This is a genomic window from Leucobacter chromiireducens subsp. solipictus, assembly GCF_016758195.1.
In the GTDB taxonomy this organism is placed as follows: domain Bacteria; phylum Actinomycetota; class Actinomycetes; order Actinomycetales; family Microbacteriaceae; genus Leucobacter; species Leucobacter solipictus.
This window is the reverse complement of record NZ_QYAC01000003.1, coordinates 278536-293945: the sequence shown is the minus strand read 5'-3', so window position 1 is coordinate 293945 and position 15410 is coordinate 278536. Positions and strand designations below refer to the sequence as shown.

The following is a 15410-nucleotide window of genomic DNA, read 5'->3' as shown; positions in this document are numbered from 1 at the left end:
TCCCTGAGCACCCCACTCGCTAGGCTGGAACGCATGGCCCCCACAGGATCCGGCGCAGCCTCCGGTACGGAACAGGCACCCGCCACACGAGAAACACCGTGGCCCGTCGCGCTCATGAGCGAGAAGATTGCGGCCTGGATCGACCGGCTCGGTCAGATCTGGATCGAGGGTGAGGTGACGCAGTGGCAGGTCCGCGGCGGGCACGTCTACGGCAAGCTCAAGGACCTCGGCCAGGACGCCACCGTCAGCTTCACCGTGTGGCGCTCCGTGGCGCAGCGCCTCACCAGCGATTTCGCGCAGGGCGACCGGGTGATCGCGCTCGTCAAACCCAATTTCTGGGTGAAGGGCGGCTCCCTCACCGTCCAGGTCTTAGACCTCGCCCACGTCGGGCTGGGCGAATTGCTGGAGCGGCTCGAGCGGCTGCGTCAGCAGCTCCTCCGAGAAGGCCTCTTCGATCCGGCACGCAAGCGCCCCCTCCCGTTCCTCCCGGGCCGGATCGGCCTCGTGACCGGCCGCGATTCCGACGCGGAAAAGGACGTGGTGCGCAACGCAACCCTGCGCTGGCCGGGCGTGCAGTTCCGCGTGCACTATGCCGCGGTGCAGGGCGACCGCGCCGCGGCCGAGGTCACTGCCGGGATTGAAGCCCTCGACCAGGATCCCGAAGTGGACGTGATCATCGTGGCGCGCGGCGGCGGCGACTTCCAGAATCTGCTCCCCTTCAGCGACGAGCGCGTCCTCCGGGCCGCCGCGGCCGCGACCACGCCGATTGTCAGCGCGATCGGGCACGAAGCCGACCGGCCGCTGCTCGACGAGGTCGCCGACCTGCGCGCGTCGACCCCCACCGACGCGGCCAAACGCGTCGTCCCCGACGTCGGCGAGGAACTCGCCGGAATCGACCAGGCGCGGGCCCGCATGTCCTCCCGGCTGGGCCACCTGCTCAGCTACGAAACGGACCGGCTGGCCCAGTTGCGCGGCCGCCCGGTGGTGAGCACCCCGGAGCGCATCGTCGATGACCGGGCCGAGGAACTGGTGCGCTGGATCGCACGCGGCACCGAACTGGCCGACCGCGCCGTCGAGGAGCGCGGCCGCGCGCTCGCAGATCTGCGAGCCCGACTCACGGCGTTGTCCCCCCAAGCGACCCTGGAGCGCGGCTACGGGATCGCACAGTTGCCCGACGGCCGCGTGCTCCGGGACGCCGCGGACGCTCCCGCCGGGACCGTGCTGCGCATGGCCCTCGCATCGGGCCGAATCACGGCGGTGTCCGAGGGGTGAGGCTGGCGCGGTGGCACCAGCGGCCCAGCGCTACTGCGTGATGCGGAGCCCCGAGCCATCCGGGGCCATCTCGAAGAAGGCCGCGTCGTAGGGGCCGTGGAGGCTGAACCTGACCGTGACCGGCCCGACGCTCTGCCCGAAGCTGTCGCTGTGCACGTCAGAGTCCGTGCTGCGCTGCACCGTGAAGTGTGCCTCAGCCAACACCTCAGAAGTGATGCCGGTGATCCCCGCGGCCTCGGCGAGCTTCGCCCCCTCGACGAGCGCCGGGCCGAACGCGTCCCAGCTCACCTCGTCGAGGGGGAACTGTTCCGCGGCGGCGCGGGGCTGAATGAGCGCGGGACCGCGATGCTCCACGACGCCGCGGCGCAGCTGCCATTCGTCGCTCGCCGTCCCCGAGTCCGGCACAACGGGGGCCTGCACGGTCATGAAGTCCTCGGTCACCACGACGTCGAAGGCATTCTCGTGCCCGATCGCCGCGGTCAGCGTCGCGATCGATTCCGGCAGGTAGGCGGGCTCGCGCAGATCGGCGTGCAGCCGGCCGTCCGCGAGCGCCGAGGCTGACAGGGCGAGGGCGGGGCGCAGCGGCCAGAGCACCGCACCCGCGGCGACCGCCGCCGCGAGGATGTACACGACCACGCGCGCCGGGCGACCCCGACGGCCCGTCCCGATGAGGGGCCGCCGCCGGGATCCGTCCGCGCGCAGCACGCCGCCCTGGGGCGTCAGCACCGCACCGGCCGCATCAGCCTCGGGGATGTCGACGCCCGCCCAGGCGACCGTCGCCACCGGGTCGTCGAGGAGGACCAGCTCGGGGCCCGACGCGCTGAGCAGCGCCGCAACATGCCGGGTCCCCGGTGCGTACCCGGCGATCTGGCTCACCGGGATCACCTGCCGGATCCGTACGCGGAAGGGCGCCGCCCCTGCGTCGGGCCCCGGTTGCACGGTCAACGTGAGTTCGCACAGCGGTTGTTCGTTCACGCGCGTCCCGGTCTCGGAGAGGACATCGACCCGGGCCACACCGAGCCGGTTCGCCGCCCGCGCCGCCGCAACCACCTCGGCGGGTACCACCGGGACGCCGCGGAAGGCTCGGGAGATCAGCACCAGGGTTCCCGCGACGATCGCGAGCGTGAGCCCCACCGGGATTTGCCAGCCACCGGCACCCGGCGGTCCCACAATCGCCGCGACGATGCCACCCAGCAGGCAGCCGATTCCGAGGAAGAACGCAATGCGAAGCACGCGTTGCAGTGTACTCGGGACCGTCCCGCAGCGTCCGTTAACCCGCGGAGAGTAGACTGGTGTTCATGTCTGTTTCCGAGGCCAGGGATCCCGCCGCGCTCAGTTATGAGGAAGCCAGGGATGAGCTCATCCAGGTCGTCTCACGTTTGGAACAGGGCGGGTCCACGCTCGAGGAGTCGTTGCAGCTCTGGGAGCGCGGCGAAGTGCTCGCGGCACGCTGCGAAGAATGGCTGCTCGGGGCCCGGCAGCGGCTCGAAGCCGCCCGGCAGGGCGCGGCTGCGAGCCCTGGCGATACCGCGGCCAGTGCGGGCACCGCGGGCACCACTCCGGGGGTGGACGCCTAGCCATGGCAAAGAAGCAGAAGGCTCCCGTCGTCGTCGCCGAGCTCGGCCGTCCCGAAACCGCGTACGAGACCCGCGTCCGGAAGGCGGAGAACAGCCGCCTCTATAAGCAGCGCAAGACGGTGAACAACCTCGTCTTCTCGCTGCTCGTCACCCTCGGCCTCGTGCTCGTCATCTACCTCGCCGTCCCGCGCGGCACCGGCAGCTTCGAGGATCGTGCCGTCAACGTCTCGCAGCTCGCAGAGGAGGCGGCCCCGAGCGCGGGCCGCACGCTCGCGGCGCCGGACACGGGCGACACGTGGAAGGCGAAGCAGGCGAACCTGCGCAACGCCCAGGGCATCACCTCCTGGCAGATCAACTACACGACCCCCGACAACGCGTACGCGGCCGTCGCCCAGGCGTTCACCGCCGACGGCACCCCGGTCAGTGAGACGTGGATCGCGCAGCAGCTGGAGCGGCAGGCCCCGACCGGCACCGAGCAGCTCGGCGGCATCGACTGGATCGTGTACGAGCACCCCGATCGCAGCCCCGAAGACACCAACATGCTGTTTGGCCTGCAGGGCACCTGGGGCGACGACACCATCCTGGTGTACGGCACGGACACCCCCGCCACGCTCCGCGTGCTCGCGACGCAGGTCGCGGAATCGCTCGGCGAGCCCCCCGCACCCACACCCAGCGATGCCGAGGAGGCCGCCGCATGACCCCACCGCACACCGCCCCGCGGGTGACCCCGCAGCAGGCCTGGGACACCTTTGCCGCCGGCAACGAACGCTTTGTCAGCGGCGCGTCGGCGCACCCGAACCAGAACGTGGAGCGCCGCTCCGAGCTCGTCAACTCGCAGACCCCGGACGTCGCGCTGTTCGGCTGCTCCGATTCGCGCCTCGCGGCCGAGATCATCTTCGACTGCGGCCTCGGCGACCTGTTTATCGCCCGCAATATGGGGCACGTCGTGGCGGAATCGATCACGGCCTCCATGGAGTACGCCGTCACGGAGCTTGGGGCTTCCCTGATCGTGGTGCTCGCGCACGACTCCTGCGGGGCCGTCGCCGCGGCCATCGATCAGTCGAGCCGCACCCCCTCGGAGACCACCGCGTCCGTGCGACACACGCTGGCCCCGATCCAGCCCGCGGTGCAGCAGCTGTGGCTGCGGAACAACACCGACACCCCGTACGCGGACGCCGCGAAGATCGACGCCAACGCGGTGGGCCGGATCCACCTCGCGGCGACCGTGAACGAGCTGCTGCGGACCTCCCGCGCGATCAGCGACGCGGTGGACGCCGGGAAGCTCGCCATCGTCGGCTGCCAGTACCGCCTCACCGAGGGCCGCGCCGTGCCCTACACGGTGGTCGGCCCGGTCGAGCTCGCGCTCGCCCCCCTGGACTAGTTTTCTTTTTCTCGTACCCACCCAACACCTCAGACAAAGGACTGCTGTGACTGAAGAGATTGAGTACCGCATCGAGCACGACACCATGGGTGAAGTGCGCGTTCCGAAGAACGCCCTCTACGCCGCGCAGACGCAGCGCGCCGTCGAGAACTTCCCCATCTCCGGCTCGGGCCTCGAGCCCGCACAGATCGTGGCCCTCTCGCGGGTGAAGCGTGCCGCGGCCATCGCGAACAAGGAGCTCGGGATTCTCGACGCCCCGATCGCTGACGCGATCGTCGCCGCTGCGGACGAAATCATCGGTGGCGCACACCACGACATGTTCCCCGTGGACACCTACCAGACCGGTTCGGGCACCTCCTCGAACATGAACACCAACGAGGTCCTCGCCACCCTCGCGTCGAAGCACCTCGGTGCCCCGGTGCACCCGAACGATCACGTCAACGCATCGCAGTCGTCGAACGACGTGTTCCCGACCTCGGTGCACATCGCCGTCACGGGCGCGCTCATCGAGCAGCTGAAGCCGGCCCTGAACCACCTCGCCGAGGCGTTCGAAGCGAAGGCCGAGCTGTGGAAGTCCGCCGTGAAGCCGGGCCGCACGCACCTCATGGACGCCACCCCGGTCACGCTGGGCCAGGAGTTCGGTGGCTACGCGGCTCAGATCCGCTACGGCATCGAGCGCATCGACGCGGCACTCCCCCGCGTCGCGGAGGTCCCGCAGGGCGGCACCGCCGTCGGCACCGGCATCAACACGCCGCTCGGGTTCCCGGAGAAGGTTATCGCGGAGATCGCGGCGTCCAGCGGCCTGCCCATCACGGAAGCCCGCAACCACTTCGAGGCGCAGGCAAACCGGGACGGCCTCGTCGAGGCATCCGGCGCGCTCCGCACCATCGCCGTGTCGCTGACGAAGATCAACAACGACATCCGCTGGATGGGATCCGGCCCCAACACGGGCCTCGCCGAGCTCCACATCCCCGATCTGCAGCCGGGCTCCTCGATCATGCCGGGCAAGGTCAACCCGGTCGTGCCCGAGGCCGTGCTCATGGTCTGCGCGCGGGTCATCGGCAACGACGCGACGATCGCGTGGGCCGGCGCCTCGGGCTCGTTCGAGCTCAACGTGCAGATCCCCGTGATGGGCACGGCGCTGCTCGAGTCGATCCGCCTCCTCGCGAACGCCTCCGTGGTGCTCGCGGACAAGACCGTCGCGGGCCTCGAGGCAAACCTCGATCGTGCCGCTGCGCTCGCGGGCATGAGCCCCTCGACCGTCACGCCGCTGAACCGCCTCATCGGATACGAAGCCGCCGCGAAGATCGCGAAGCACTCGGTGGCCAAGGGCATCACGGTGCGCGAGGCCGTCGTCGACCTGGGCTACGTGGAGCGTGGCGAGGTCACCGAGGCGGACCTCGATAAGGCGCTGGATCTGCTCTCGATGACCCACCCGGGCGTCGCGAAGTAACTTCCGCGCACACGACGGCGGGGGCCGGGATCATCGCGATCCCGGCCCCCGCTGTGGTGTGTACAGCCTCGTGTTCCGGGCTACTGTTCGGTGCCCGCGCGGTGCGGTCTCCGACGGGCCATCAGCAGGACCCCGCCCGCGAGCAGCGTGACGCCGATCGCGCCAGCCAGCCACGGCAGCATCGCTCCGACTCCCGTTTCGGCGAGCGCGGGGCCCGCGGCCCGGGCCACGCCTGTGTCAGCGTCCGTGCCGGTCCCGGAGCCCGTGCCGGTATCCGAGCCCGAATCTGTGCTGGTTCCTGGGTCCGTGGTGGGTCCAGGGTCCGTTCCCGTGCCCGGATCGGTTCCCGTGCCCGGATCGGTGCCCGGATCAGTGCCCGGGTCAGTGCCCGGATCAGTGGTCTCGGCGACCGCGACAGTGTGGGTCACGGTTTCGCCGTTCACGGTCAACTGCAGGGTCGCCTCGCCGGCTCCCGTCGCGGTGAGCTGCCCCGTGCTCGGGTTGAACCGGAGCACACCGCCCTGCGTGGCTTCCGCGGCGAGCGTGCCCCCCGCCGATGCCCCGCCATCGTCCACAACCACCCCGGTACCGCCCCACTGGGCGCTCATGGGCCAGTGCACCGGCACGACCCGTCCCCCGTCCTGCGTGATCGTCGCGTCCACCGTGATCGTGTCCCCGACCGTCATCCCGGCGGGAACCGCCGCCGTCGCACCGAGCACCACGTCGTCCACCCGCGGCTTGACCTCTGCCTGGAGCCAGTTCGTGCGGCTCGTCACGGGGGCCGGGTCGCTCCCCACGACGCCCGCACCCGGGTTGATCCCGAGCATGGCCCAGCCGGTGAAGCCGCCCTGATTCGGTGCGCCCGAGGGCGACTTACCACTGTTTCCGGTGAGCAGCGTCGACACACCCTCGGTGCTCGTCGCATGGAATACCCCGGCGTGGGCGTTCATCAGCGCAATGGACTTCCCGCTATCGGCGCGGAACTCCGCCAGTCGTTCCTGGAACTTCCGCGCCTCAAGGCGATCAGAGATCTGGCTGTCCTTGCTCGGCTTCGGATCGTCGGCGGGGTGGTGCGCGAATACGAGCACGCCCGTGATCCGGGAATCGGATTCCGCTTCCGCAAGGGCATCCTCGAAGAACCTCATCTGGGCCTTGTCCGAGCGATTCAGCGAGCCCTCCGCGGTGTTCAGGGTCACCATCATCGTGTTGCCGACGCGTTCTTTCCGTTTCGTCGCACCGAACTCGTCGATAAAGTTGGAGATCGGACCGCCCATGACCTCGTGGTTCCCGGGCACGTAGATCCAGGGGAGTTTGTCCCCGATCTCCTCGTCGAGGATCCGACGGGCGAGGTCAAAGTCCTCGGGTGCCGCCTCGTCCACGAAGTCGCCGGTGATCACAAACATCTCAGGCTGCGCCGCAAGGATCTCGCGGAGGGTCTGCCGCGCGCCCTGCACGTTCGGCCCCTCGGGGTTTCGCGCCACGAACTGCGCATCGCTCATCACCGCGATGCGCTGCGCGCGACCGTCGACGGTACCGTTCGTGACGATCAGGGGGTCGTGCACCACGGGCGCGACCGGCTGCGCCACGTCGGGCGCGACCACGGCGGTGAGACCGGCGAAGGAGGTGGTGCCCTGATACTGCTTCGCGGCCGCGGTCTCCATCATGCGGAACCGCTCCAGCGTGAGGGGGAATGCCGTGCCCGTGGGCACCGGGAATCTCACCTGCTGCCAGCCGGTCCACGTCGTGAAGGGGGCGTCCAGATTGATCGTCGTGCCGTTGCCCGTCTTCATCTGCAGGCGGGGCCAGGTCCCGTTCCCGTCGCCGTGCACCCACATCGTGATCGCCTGCGGCTGGCCGGGGATCGCGATCGGCGCCGGCGCGACGGCGTAGGCCCCGCGCGTCCCCGTCGAGCTCGCAAAGTCGTAGTTCAGTGTCAGCGCGGGCTCGCCGTTCGGTCCCGCACCGGGCACCAGCTCGCCCGTCGCGCGGTCGGACTTGAAGCTCCAGTCCGCGGCGTCGCTCAGATCCGTCACACTCCGCTCGTCGAGGCCCACGGTCACGGCAACGTCGACGCGCCGCTCCCCCGCGCTGAAGCTCACGGTCGCCGCACCGGACGCCGTCTGCGGGGTGATCGTGAAGGTGTCGGTGCCCGTGACCGTCACCGACACATCGTCGCCCGCGCTCACCGTCAGATCGGCCGCCTCGATCGGGGCGCTGAAGCCGTCCCGGTCCCGTCCGGTGATCTGCACGGTCGCGGTCGCGGCACCATCCGGCAGCGCGATCACGCTCGAACTTGCGCGCAGCTGTTCGAGCTCGCCGAGCACCCGCAGCTCGGTCGAGGCGGTCTTGCCCTCGGCCGCGTAGTTCACGGTGGCGGTGCCGGAAGAGGCGCCCGTCACGACGGCGGTGGTGCCGTTCGTCTGCGCCAGGGTTGCGCGGTCCCCGCTCACCGCGAAGGTACCCGCGGCCGGGGTGGCGGCGCGATTCGCGTCGAGCCCCGTGCCGGCGACGGTGCGCTGGAGTCCGGGGAACACGGCGTCCGCGTCCGCTGCGTCGAGCCCAGGACCCACCATCACATCGGTCACGCCGGCGCTCGGCGCGGTCGAGGAGAACACGAGACTGTTCGGGACGTTCCGGAGCTGCCCGTCCGAAGGCGCGTTCGCAACGCGCAGCTCCGTGGTCCCGGGCTCGCGCACGAGCAGAGAGCTTGAACCGCCGCCGTCGAGGTTGACCGCGTTGTGGGCCCCGAGCTCGATCATGAACTCGGCGAGCTCGTCGAGCATCATGCCGCGCGAGTGGCTCTGCCGCCCGTCGATCGAGACGATGTAGACCGTGCTGCCGTCAGCGCTCACCCCGGCCGCGGTCCGCGGCTCGCCGGCCGTGGTGGGTGTGCTCACCTCACCGTCCGTCACGAGGCGCTGCATACCTGCGATCGAGAGATCCACGTCGGAACTCGCCGCGACCGTCACCGGCAGCGCGTCGCCGGGCGCGAGGGCGGCAAACTGCGCGACGGCACCACCGCGGGCCAGGATCACCCCGTTCCCGGGGGCGATTGTCGTGGGTCCCGTGATCTCGGCGAGATCGGTGCTGCTGCGCACCACGACGCCGTCCGCGATCTCGACCCGGATGAAGTTCGGATCGATGTTGCCGGGCCCGCCGATCGCACGCGAGATCGGGTACTCGCCCCACACGCTCGTGAAGTACCCGATCCCGTCCGCGGGGATCGCGTGACTGTTGACCGCCGCGACCGGCTGCGTCACGCCCGCGAGCTCCACCGTTGCCGCCGAGCTGAGCGCTTGCACGGCCGCGATGCCGTCCGCGACCGTGAGGCTCTCGGTCGGCGTGCTGCTCGCGGTCTTCACGCCTTCGGAGGATGAGACGTTCGTACCGAAGGCGACGCCGGAATTGTTGATGTCGAAGAACGACCCGTTGACCGCGGCGACGGCCTGCTCACCGAGCGTGTGCTCGGTGACCGGGGCGGGGCGGGTGAGCGAGCCCGAGTCCCGCACGTCCATACTGAGCGTCGGCGTTCCCAGGTCGGCGACGAGCACATCGCCCGTCACCCATCCCTCGGGCTGGAGCCGGTCGAAGCTCGTGGCTTCGAGGCCGGGAGCGAGCTGGCGGCTCTCGGCGCGCAACAGGCTCGAGTCGCGCCCTCCGAGATCGAGGCCACCCGTGTTCGGGGCGGCGGCCGCGGGTTCCGCAAGGGAGGGGTGGGCGAGCGAGACGCCGCTCACGCCCAGGCCGAGACAGAGCCCGATGGCGAGGGACGTGCGGACGGCACGACGAGGAGACACAGTCACGAAGAACAACAGCCTTTCGGATCGGAGAAGCCAGCGCCACAACCGAACCGACGACGCACGGGAATCGCGTCCGTGCGTCGTCGGGGCGCTCCGATCAGGCTAGGGACACCGCGTAACGGCGGCGGAAACCCTGGGTGTCCGTGACGTGACCAGGTCGTGCCCCCTCCCCGAGGCCGTCACGGGGCCGCTAAGAGGCGGGGCCCTCCGCCGCGCGGCGGTCGCGCACGACCCGGGACACGAGCACGCCGATCGCGAACTGCGCGAGCGTTCCCACGACGAGCGCGATCAGCACGGCATCCCAAGACCCGAGTACTTGACGGGCGGCACCCGCCCCGAGCGGGCCGATCGTGGCGACCGAGTACCCCACCGACTGCACGACGCCCGACACTCGTGCCGACTCCTGGGCGTCGCGGCCGAAGCCGGCGATCAGGGCGAGCACGAGCGGGAATGCGCACATCCCGAGGCCCAGCAGCGCCGCCCAGAGCTCGGGAAGTGCCGCGGGCGCGGTCAGCAGCCCGATCAGGGCCACGGTGTTCGCCGCAGCCACGAGGCCGAAGCCGAGTCGCATGCCGCCCGGGGTCCGGCCCAGCGCCATCACGAGCACGGTGCCGACCACGCCGACCGCCATCGCGATGCCGAGCAGCATGCCCGCCCGCGACGCGGCGAGCCCCGCATCGGTGGCGATCGTCGGTAGCCAGCCCATCACCACGTAGCTGAGCAGGGCCTGCAGGGCGAAGTAGCCCGCGAGCAGCCAGGTCCCGCGCGGCAGCGGGCCCCGAGCTGCAGGGGCGGCGGCGCTCGCGGGCGCGACGGCGACGGCGCGGTCCCCACGGATCGCGAGCGCCCAGATGCCGAGCGCGAGCAGCGCGGGGATCGCCCATGCCCCGAGACCGAGCGAGGGCGAGCCGAGTCCGGCGGCGACGGGAACCGCGAGCGCGGCGGCCAGCGCGGCCCCGAGCGACATGACCGTGGTGTAGGCGGTCGTGACCGGGCCGATCCGCTGCGAGAACGAGGCCCGCACGACGGCGGGCAGCAGGATATTCACCATCGCGAGGCCGCCGGTCCCGATCACCGTGCCCAGGACCACGATCCACGGCTGCGGCACGGCCCGAATGAGGAGGCCGATGGCGAGTGCGGCCATGCCAGCGAGCACCATCTGGTTCACGCCGTATCGTGCCGCGAGCTTGGGGGTCCCAAGTCCCGCCACCGCGAACACGGCCGTGGGGATCGCAGGAATCAGCACGACGGTGACCGCGGTGAGCGCCCCGGCCTCCGTCAACGCGGTGAGGAGGGCGCTCGCGCTCGTTATGGCGAGGCGGAGGTTCACCGCGACCAGCAGAAGCGCGACGAACATCAGCACGACACGGCGCGGGGTGGTGGGGTGAGGCGGGTGAGCGCTCATGACAATCTTCCAAACATCTAACGTCTAACCTTTGTACGTGCACTATCATTGCACACATGAACCTCTCCGCAGTACCCCGAGCGTCACTGAGCGATCAGGTCGTCGAGCGGCTCCGCGCAGAGATCACCGACGGCCGGTGGCCGGTCGGCGAACGGATCCCATCCGAGCCCGAGCTCATGGCGCAGCTCGGCGTGGCGCGCGGCACGCTCCGGGAGGCGCTTCGCGCCCTCCAGTACACGGGCATGCTCGAGATCCGGCGCGGCGACGGCACCTTCGTGCGCGCGCGCAGCGAAGTGCCCGGTGCCCTCGCCCGCTCCGGCGGCACCCTCAGCGACGTTCTCGAGGCGCGCACGGCGCTCGAACCGCAGCTCGCCCGCCTCGCCGCGGAACGAGCGCAGGACGCCGACATCGTGCGCATCGCCGAGGCCTTGGCGGCGCGCGCCCGCGCCTCGGACGACGACTGGGTCGCCGCCGATGTCGCGGTGCACGAGGCCATCGCGTGGGCCGCCGGCAACCCCATCCTGTTCGAGGTCTACACCGCGCTCCTGCCGCGGCTTCACGAGTCCATGCGCAACGCGCAGACGCGGGAAGGATTCTGCCGCGACGAGCCCCGCGGCCACGACGAGGTGCTCGACGCCATTCGCCGCCGCGACCCGGAGGCCGCGGCGGCGAGTGCGGCCGAAAATCTTTCCGCCACGGGGAAGTGGCATTCCGACCTGTCGAGCGACGCCCCGGCTACTCCCCCAGTAGCTCCGTAACGAGTGCCGCGATTTCGCTCCGCTCGGACCGGGTCAGGGTCACGTGCCCGAAGAGCGGGTGCCCCTTGAGCTTCTCGATCACCGCCGCGATCCCGTCGTAGCGGCCGACGCGGAGGTTGTCACGCTGCGCCACGTCGTGGGTCAGCACCACCCGCGAGTTCTGTCCGATCCGGCTCAGCATCGTGAGGAGCACGCCGCGCTCCAGAGACTGCGCCTCGTCCACGATCACAAACGCATCGTGGAGCGACCGGCCCCGGATATGGGTGAGCGGGAGCACCTCCACGAGATCCCGAGCCACCACCTCATCAAGGACGTTCTCGGAGACGATCGAACCCAGCGTGTCGAACACCGCCTGTCCCCAGGGGTTCATCTTCTCCTGGTGGTCGCCCGGGAGATACCCGAGATCCTGCCCACCGACCGCGTACAGCGGCCGGAACACCATCACCTTGCGGTGCTGCTGGCGTTCGAGCACCGCTTCGAGCCCCGCGGCGAGCGCGAGCGCCGACTTGCCCGTACCGGCGCTGCCGCCGAGCGACACGATGCCGACCTTCGGGTCGAGGAGCAGGTCGATCGCGAGCCGCTGCTCCGCGCTCCGGCCGGTCACGCCGAACACCTCGCGGTCACCGCGGACAAGATGCACGCCGCCCGGCCCATCGATCCGACCCAGCGCCGAACCCCGCGGCGAGTGCAGCACAAGCCCGGTCCCCAACGGGATGTCCTCCGCAGCCGTCACCCCGTCGATCCGCTCATCCTCCCAGAGCACCCGCATCTCTTCCTCGTCGAGATCCAGGGCGGCGATGCCGGTGTAGGTGTCGTCGCTCGCAAGCTCGGCCCGGTACTCCTCGGCCCCCAGACCGAGCGCCGCAGCCTTGAGCCGGAGCGGCAGATCCTTCGAGATCACCGTGACGTCATAGCCCTCCGCGGCGATATTGTGGGCCACCGCGAGGATTCGCGTGTCGTTGTCGCCGAGACGCATCCCGGACGGCAGTGACTCCATCCCGGTGTGGTTCAACTCCACCCGGAGCGTGCCGCCCGCGTCGCCAACCGGCACCGGGAAGTCGAGCCGCAGGTGCTCGCCACGCAACTCGTCGAGGATGCGCAGCGCGCGCCGCGCGAAGTGTCCCAGATCCGGATCGTCACGTTTGCGTTCCAGCTCGATCACGACCGCGACGGGGAGCACCACCGAGTGCTCGGCGAAGCGGAACAGCGCCCGGGGATCGCTGAGCAACACCGAGGTGTCCAGGACGTAGGTTCGCAGCGCCTGGTCTGGCGTGCGGCCCGGATCCCCGTCTGCACGCGAAGCTGCAGGCGAGGTGGCGGATGGTGCGGGGTGATTGATGTTGGCCACGATGGCTCCTCTGCCCCGGGGCCCGAGCCCCGGATCAGCGAGACGACCGTCACTCCCATCGAGGTGGCTGGCCGCCTCGATCGGGCACCCTGCCCGATAGCTCACACGCTACGCGCTCCGCGCGCGCTTGTGTGCCGAGACACGCGCAAGTCCTCCGTGAACAGCAGGTGAGCAGTGGGCGACCGGCGCGAAACACGGGCGGACGAATAGGCTGGAGGGGGTGCGCTCCCACGCCCACGGCCCGCGTCCCGCGGTGTCGTCTCCGCCGCTCTCCGAAAGGCCCGCCATGCCGGTTTCTCGTGTCCGCGCCGCGCTCGGTGCGGGTGGTCTCGCCGCCGCCCTCGCCCTCACCTCTTGCGCTCCGGGAACGCCGGCCGATCCCGCACCCGCGGTGTCGGGCCCCACATTCGTGTACCTCACCGCCGACCCGATCGGACAAAACGGGTTCTTTACCTCCGGCAAGGCCGGCATCGAGGCGGTCGCGCGGTCCTTCGACGGCAAGCCGCGCACGCTCGAAGCGACGGACGAGTCAACACGCCGCGCGAACCTTGAGGCGGCCGTTGCGGAGGCACCGGAGGTGATTGTGATGCTCGGGGCGTCATTCGCCGAACCCGCACGCACCGTCGCCGAACAGAATCCGCAACAGCGTTTCCTCCTCATCGACACCACCGTGGAGGGGGCCCCGGAGAACCTGTACCAGGCCACCTTCCGGGAGCACGAGGCGGCCTACCTCCTCGGGGTCGAGGCAGCGCGGCTCACCTCCACCCAGCGCATCGGATCCGTCCTCGCGGAAGACACCCCGCTGCTGCACAAGTATGCGCAGGGTTTCACGGCGGGAGCGCAGCGGGTGAGCCCGGACATCCAGGTGCTCGCGAGCCCCGTCATCGGCGCCGAGCAGGCCCCCTATGCGAACCCCGAGCGCGGGGCTGAGCTCGCGAGCGGGCTCGCCCGCGACGGCGCGGATCAGGTCTTCGGGGTCGCGGCGCGCTCGAACGAGGGGGTGATAGAGGCTGCGAAGGCGCAGGGCTTCGCAGCCTACGGGGTCGACGAGAACCAGTGTCCGATCGCTCCCGGTTCAGTCGTCGACGGGACCGTCAAGTCCGTCGACACGGTGATCACCACCGTGGTCGGGCAGATCATGGCGGGCAAGAGCTCCTCCGAGGCAACCGCGTCCTTCGGACTCGCCGAGGGCGGGATGACCCTCGTAAGCCTCACGCCGGACGCCGAAAAATCCGAGTGCACCATCATGGATCACCCGGACGTGCTGGCAGAGGTGGCTCAGCTCCGCGACGAGATCGTCGCGGGAACACTCAAGATTCCGAACCCGGCGGCGTAACGCCCGGCGGCGTCACACCTGACGGCGTCACGCCCGGCTGTGTCACGCCCGACGGCGGAAGAACCGAGGCCGGTGCGACCGCCGGTCCGGGGGCCATGATCTTCGGCGGTCGCGGACCCGCGAGCGGCGGCTGCCGAGACGGCGCAAACTGCCCCGTGAGCACGAGCACGACGATCGCCACGGCGACCGCGATCCACCCAGCGACGCCCAGCGGCAGCACGAGCACCGGGTTCACCTCGACCCCGGACGCGGCGACGAGCACGACCATCGCCGCCCCGGCGTTGAGCGCGGCGTGCCCCACGACCGCCGGCCACACGGAGCCCGTGCGCAGCCGCGACCAGCCGAGCAGGATCCCCCAGAGCACGCACGCCACGGTCATCAGCGCAACGCCCCGCCAGTCAAGCAGGCCAAAGTTGTACCCGAGCAAGATCGCCGGGGAATGCCACACGCCCCAGATCGCGCCGGAGATCACGAGTGCCGGCCAGGTGCCGAGCGGGCGCAGCGCGGGCAACAGCCAGCCCCGCCAGCCGATCTCCTCTCCGAAGGTGAAGATGCAGTTATAGATCACCCCGAACGGCAGCGAAATCAGCTGCAACAGGACGATGGTCCCCGCCGGGGGCAGCAACGCGGCCGCCTCTTCCGGGACTGACGCCGCGAGCGTCTCCGCGAACCCCGAGAAGTTGACGAGATCGAGCGTCACCCACCCGAATGCCGCGGCGATGGCGATGCTCGCCGCGATCACCAGGAGCGGCGCGAACATCGCCCCCACCGTAAACCAGACCACGCGCTTCGCCGGGCGCAGCGGCCACATCCCGAGGAAGCGGAGCCGTGCCCCGCGGTGTTCGGGGCCACCGCGCGGCACCCGGAAGAGGAACACCACCACGAGCGTGGCCAGCGCCGGCGTGAACATCATCACCTGCACGAGGGGAGCGAACAGGGCCGCGGTCCCGGGCTCGGAGAGATCGCCCAGCCACAGCGGGAGCGCGATCAGCCACGCCAGCCCCATCGCGAGCAGCGTGAATGCCACGACCGCCCCCCAGGGGACACGGGTGAGCGGGGCGGCTGTGTGCGTCATCGAGT

The 15410-nt window shown here is 70.4% G+C and carries 12 protein-coding genes; 7 read left to right on the top strand and 5 right to left on the bottom strand.

Annotated features, from left to right (window positions below; all coding sequences use genetic code 11):
- Positions 1-33 precede the first annotated feature (33 nt).
- Positions 34-1272, top strand: coding sequence for an exodeoxyribonuclease VII large subunit (gene xseA, locus D3230_RS07190; protein ID WP_202344349.1), 1239 nt, complete (start codon positions 34-36; stop codon positions 1270-1272).
- 30 nt (positions 1273-1302) lie between these two features.
- On the opposite strand, the gene D3230_RS07185 is transcribed toward xseA, so the two are convergent.
- Positions 1303-2505: a hypothetical protein gene (locus tag D3230_RS07185; protein ID WP_202344348.1), complete on the bottom strand. Its 1203-nt coding sequence runs from the start codon at positions 2503-2505 to the stop codon at positions 1303-1305.
- A gap of 65 nt (positions 2506-2570) precedes the next feature.
- Between D3230_RS07185 and D3230_RS07180 the strand changes: the two genes are divergently transcribed.
- From D3230_RS07180 to D3230_RS07165, 4 genes are read left to right on the top strand one after another with little or no spacing between them, the layout of a single operon-like run.
- Positions 2571-2849, top strand: coding sequence for an exodeoxyribonuclease VII small subunit (locus D3230_RS07180; RefSeq protein WP_202344347.1), 279 nt, complete (start codon positions 2571-2573; stop codon positions 2847-2849).
- A 2-nt stretch (positions 2850-2851) separates the two neighbouring features.
- On the top strand, positions 2852-3547 hold the full coding sequence (locus D3230_RS07175; RefSeq protein ID WP_202344346.1) for a DUF4245 family protein: 696 nt from the start codon (positions 2852-2854) through the stop codon (positions 3545-3547).
- Positions 3544-4230 carry a carbonic anhydrase gene (locus D3230_RS07170; protein WP_202344345.1) on the top strand — a complete coding sequence of 229 codons (687 nt, stop codon included), beginning with the start codon at positions 3544-3546 and terminating at the stop codon, positions 4228-4230. The genes D3230_RS07175 and D3230_RS07170 overlap by 4 nt, the downstream gene beginning before the upstream one ends.
- A 46-nt stretch (positions 4231-4276) precedes the next feature.
- Positions 4277-5683: an aspartate ammonia-lyase gene (locus D3230_RS07165; RefSeq protein ID WP_202344344.1), complete on the top strand. Its 1407-nt coding sequence runs from the start codon at positions 4277-4279 to the stop codon at positions 5681-5683.
- 80 nt (positions 5684-5763) lie between these two features.
- Here D3230_RS07165 and D3230_RS07160 read toward each other — a convergent pair whose 3' ends face one another.
- Together D3230_RS07160 and D3230_RS07155 are read right to left on the bottom strand one after the other, a co-directional pair.
- Positions 5764-9486, bottom strand: a complete 3723-nt coding sequence (locus D3230_RS07160; protein WP_202344343.1) for a phosphodiester glycosidase family protein — start codon at positions 9484-9486, stop codon at positions 5764-5766.
- A gap of 187 nt (positions 9487-9673) precedes the next feature.
- Positions 9674-10888, bottom strand: coding sequence for an MFS transporter (locus D3230_RS07155; RefSeq protein WP_202344342.1), 1215 nt, complete (start codon positions 10886-10888; stop codon positions 9674-9676).
- 56 nt (positions 10889-10944) lie between these two features.
- Between D3230_RS07155 and D3230_RS07150 the strand changes: the two genes are divergently transcribed.
- Positions 10945-11646 (top strand): FadR/GntR family transcriptional regulator, encoded by a 702-nt coding sequence (locus tag D3230_RS07150; RefSeq protein WP_202344341.1) that lies wholly within the window; start codon positions 10945-10947, stop codon positions 11644-11646.
- On the opposite strand, the gene D3230_RS07145 is transcribed toward D3230_RS07150, so the two are convergent.
- Positions 11624-12985, bottom strand: a complete 1362-nt coding sequence (locus D3230_RS07145) for a PhoH family protein (RefSeq protein ID WP_202344498.1) — start codon at positions 12983-12985, stop codon at positions 11624-11626. The genes D3230_RS07150 and D3230_RS07145 overlap by 23 nt on opposite strands.
- Before the next feature lie 295 nt (positions 12986-13280).
- Here D3230_RS07145 and D3230_RS07140 point away from each other — a divergent pair, with 295 nt between their 5' ends.
- Positions 13281-14330: a BMP family ABC transporter substrate-binding protein gene (locus tag D3230_RS07140; RefSeq protein WP_202344340.1), complete on the top strand. Its 1050-nt coding sequence runs from the start codon at positions 13281-13283 to the stop codon at positions 14328-14330.
- Here D3230_RS07140 and D3230_RS07135 read toward each other — a convergent pair.
- Positions 14305-15405 (bottom strand): CPBP family intramembrane glutamic endopeptidase, encoded by a 1101-nt coding sequence (locus D3230_RS07135; protein WP_202344339.1) that lies wholly within the window; start codon positions 15403-15405, stop codon positions 14305-14307. The two genes, D3230_RS07140 and D3230_RS07135, sit on opposite strands and share 26 nt — an antisense overlap.
- Positions 15406-15410 lie beyond the last annotated feature (5 nt).